Source organism: Psychrobacter sp. (assembly GCF_036731945.1).
Taxonomy (GTDB): Bacteria; Pseudomonadota; Gammaproteobacteria; order Pseudomonadales; family Moraxellaceae; genus Psychrobacter.
In genome coordinates, this window is sequence record NZ_DAINDI010000120.1 from 1 (window position 1) to 3,780 (window position 3,780).

The following is a 3,780-nucleotide window of genomic DNA, read 5'->3' on the forward strand; positions in this document are numbered from 1 at the left end:
GAACCATACGTGTAAGCGTATCGAGGGTTCGAATCCCTCCTTCACCGCCATTTATTCAGTTGTTATAAAGAGTAATAACGCAAAAATAGCGTTAATGATATTTTAGATTAACATTCAAAAATAATTTGAATTTAATTAAAAAATGAGTTGACACAAGCGAGATTATCTATATAATAACCAACCTAATTTACTGCAATTGTTCTTGAATAATTCAGTAGATAATATGCAAAGTACGCGCTTGTAGCTCAGTTGGATAGAGCACTTGGCTACGAACTAAGGGGTCGGGCGTTCGAATCTCTCCAAGCGCACCATTTGCATACTAGCTTATTTGATTCATATAATCATTAAGCTAAAACTAAATTAATCGCCTGTCTTATGACAATTTGGCGATTTTTTTATGTCTGTCATTTTTATAGCAGTACAACCTTACCTTGTTATTCTTTCCTAAATTCAAATCCCCTGTCTTTATAGCAAAAGTCTTGTCTTATCATAAGGTACGCTAAGTGCCTGAATTACGGTACAATGAGCGCTCTATTTTTCGCTTGTTATGGGCTGGTATCATGTCAAAATCGTCACCAAAAGCTGCTACTAAAGCAAAATCGCCACGCAACAACTCAGCGCATCAAGACTCCGTTGCCGAAGAGGCAGTGATTGCCAAACCGGGCACGCGTATGGCGGCTATCCTTTATGATGGTATGTTGATTTTGGCACTACTGTTTTTGGTCGGTACGGTGCTGACCGTAATTGGTACGCTATTGACGATGGAGACGGGCACGCAGTCACAGCAAGCCAGATCGCTGCCGTCATGGTATCAAAACTTTATTATGACCCCGTCTTTTATTCTAACGCTGGTGGGCTTCTATGGGCTGTTTTGGCGCCGCGGTGGGCAAACACTAGGCATGCAAACGTGGCGCTTAAAAACGGTCAATAATAATGGTCACTTGCTAACGTGGGGGCAATCTTTTAAGCGTATTTTGGCAGCAAGTCTGATGCCGCTGATATTTGGTCTCATTGGTAGTGTTATCGGTGGTTCACGCGCTATCTTATTGACCAGTGCTTTTTTGGGCTTTGTTTTCAACTATGCCTTTTGTCTTTTTAATCGTCGCGGTTTGGCCATACAAGATATGCTATCAAATACCATCACTTTAAAAATGCCGAAAACAGAAAATGAAGGGCTATGGCGGGTGATTAGAAACCGCAAGCAGGATAAATAAATAGCATAAAAAAAGCTGAATCTTAATTAGATTCAGCTTTTTTATTGACCACTTACACGGCAGTCATGGATAATTAAGCCACTTGTACCGGAATGATATTGGCCGTGTCTTTCACGGTGTTGTCTTCGTTGCAATACACCAGTTTTGGCTGATAGGTAGCGGCTTCTACTTCATCAAAATGGGCGTAAGCACAGATAATGACGATATCGCCTAGGTCAGCCATATGAGCGGCGGCACCGTTTAACGAGATAATGCCAGAGCCCGCTTCAGCGCGAATCGCGTAGGTGCGAAAGCGTTTGCCATTGGTGACGTTATAGATATCGATAGATTCGTTTTCACGCAGACCAGCAAGGTCGAGTAGGTCACCATCGATACCGCATGAGCCTTCATAATGCAGCTCAGCATGGGTAACACGGGCGCGATGTAATTTGCACTTGAGCATATTAAGTAGCATAGGTTGCTTCCTTAGGGTAACTGATATAAATGAACCAAATCAAAAGCTTAATGGGGACAGGGTAAGTAGAATAAAAGTTATTTGCCTAAAAGTCACGGCTAAATTTACGCTTTGGCGATTTAAATGACTTAAATGTTTGCCATCAACGGCAGATTATTCTGGTAATTTAAAGCCATTAATCTGCGAGCGCGCTTTTTCAATATCACCATCTAATAATAATGGTAAGGCGTCAAAAGCAGCACTTAACGCGCTATCGATAGCCATTTGCTCATCGGGCGCCGCTTTAGACAATACGTGACCGCTGACTTTAGATTTGTGACCCGGATGACCAATACCGATACGCAGGCGATGAAAGTCGTTGCCGATATGTGGGGTGATATCACGCAGACCATTATGACCACCGTGTCCGCCGTCGGTTTTGAGCTTGATACTGCCAGCGGGTATATCGAGCTCATCATGGGCAATCAGCAGCTCATTATTGTTAATGCCATAAAAATTGACCATCGGCACCACCGATTGACCAGATTTATTCATAAAGGTCAGAGGCATAAGCAGGCGTACATCGTGACCATGAATTTGCCCACGTCCCGTCACCCCGTGGAATTTTTTGTCGGGGGCGAGGGCAATATTAAACTGCTGCGCCAAATGATGGACGAACCAAAACCCTGCATTATGACGCGTAAACATATACTGCTGACCAGGATTACCAAGACCGACAATAAGCTTTATGGTCATAAAAACACCCTGCTTAAATTTAATAAATAAGAGATAAGGTTTGAAAAGTAAGATGAACTGATCGTGCTTATCCTACTTTTCAAACCTTCTTTTCAAACCTCAGTTACAAAAACAGCAGGAGATATTCATCACCTGCTATTTTTTGACTAAACCAATCTTTTATAACCGCGCAACCATAAGGCTGCTAGATAAGCGTTATAAAGATTATTATTCAGCGTCTTTGTCTTCTTTAACTTCGCCGTCAGCGTTTTGCTCAGTAGCAGGTACTTCATCAGCATCAACTTCGTCAGCATCTTCGTCAACTTCTTCAACCGTTGGTGGCTGCATGTTCACAACAGTACGGTCGTGCGCATCTTCCATGTCAAGATCAAAGATAATCACGCCTTCAGGCAATTTGATGTCTGATAGACGGAATAGATCACCGATTTCCATGCCTGATACGTCGATTTCTAAGTATTCAGGTAATTGTGAAGGTAGGCAAACGATTTCAACATCAGATACTAGCGTAGATAAGATACCGCCCGCTTTCGTACCTGGCGCTTCTTCACGGCCTGCAAAATGTAGCGGAACGTGCATGTTAATTTTTTGACCTTTCACAATGCGCTGAAAATCTGCATGCATTGGGAAACCTTTAGCAGGATGGCGCTGCAAGTCTTTGATAACGACTTGTTGCTCATCACCTTTATCGGTAGTGATGGTCAAAATTTGTGAGAAAAACGCTTCATATTCAAGCGACTTTACTAGCTCGTTGATTTTGATAGAGATGGCAGTTGGTTCTTCACCACCACCATAAATGATAGCAGGAACTAGGTTCTGCTTACGTAGGCGGCGGCTCGCACCTTTACCTTGTTGTTCAGCAGAGCGGTCAACTGCGTTGATTGCAAAATGATCAATAGCCATGGATATAATCCTATAGAGAGTATGTGAAGTATCTACCAGCAATAACAGACTTGCGACCAGTCTATCACCGGATAATCAATACTTTAGAAAGTATCAATCATGTCGCTAAATATATAATACCTAAAAATTATAGGGGTTAACGAATGATGAATACAGGCGCGCATTATACGTGATTCTTTAACAATAATAAAGACCTAGAGAAAATGGTGCGCGACCATCTTATATAAAAAAACGCCAAGTCATTAAACTTAGCGTTTTTTAGTATGGCATTTTTTAGCAACGAAAATACATCTTTACCTAAGCATCAAACATAGCGCTGATAGATTCTTCGTTATTGATACGGCGTAAGCTTTCAGCCAGCATTGGAGCGATACTTACTTGACGGATTTTGCTACAAGCTTTAGCTGCGTCAGACAATGGAATGGTGTCGGTAACCACAATTTCATCGAGTGCTGATTCGCTGATATTTTTTAGCGC

Annotated in this window: 4 protein-coding genes, 1 tRNA gene and 1 pseudogene; 2 read left to right on the forward strand and 4 right to left on the reverse strand. The window is 42.0% G+C overall.

Annotated elements, in window-relative coordinates; translation table 11 throughout:
* The first annotated feature begins 234 nt into the window (after positions 1-234).
* A tRNA-Arg gene (locus tag V7D75_RS14360) sits at positions 235-311 on the forward strand.
* A gap of 249 nt (positions 312-560) precedes the next feature.
* Positions 561-1,214 carry an RDD family protein gene (locus V7D75_RS14365; protein WP_333615114.1) on the forward strand — a complete coding sequence of 218 codons (654 nt, stop codon included), beginning with the start codon at positions 561-563 and terminating at the stop codon, positions 1,212-1,214.
* 73 nt (positions 1,215-1,287) lie between these two features.
* On the opposite strand, the gene panD is transcribed toward V7D75_RS14365, so the two are convergent.
* From panD to V7D75_RS14385, 4 genes and pseudogenes are all read right to left on the reverse strand, one after another.
* The gene (panD, locus tag V7D75_RS14370) at positions 1,288-1,668 is read right to left on the reverse strand and encodes an aspartate 1-decarboxylase (RefSeq protein WP_045443274.1); all 381 of its coding nucleotides are present in this window, start codon (positions 1,666-1,668) and stop codon (positions 1,288-1,290) included.
* A 153-nt stretch (positions 1,669-1,821) separates the two neighbouring features.
* On the reverse strand, positions 1,822-2,403 hold the full coding sequence (gene pth, locus V7D75_RS14375; protein WP_333615113.1) for an aminoacyl-tRNA hydrolase: 582 nt from the start codon (positions 2,401-2,403) through the stop codon (positions 1,822-1,824).
* A 207-nt stretch (positions 2,404-2,610) separates the two neighbouring features.
* Positions 2,611-3,303: a 50S ribosomal protein L25/general stress protein Ctc gene (locus V7D75_RS14380; protein WP_102077293.1), complete on the reverse strand. Its 693-nt coding sequence runs from the start codon at positions 3,301-3,303 to the stop codon at positions 2,611-2,613.
* A gap of 297 nt (positions 3,304-3,600) precedes the next feature.
* Positions 3,601-3,780 (reverse strand): annotated as a pseudogene (locus V7D75_RS14385) (ribose-phosphate pyrophosphokinase); the annotation flags it as partial.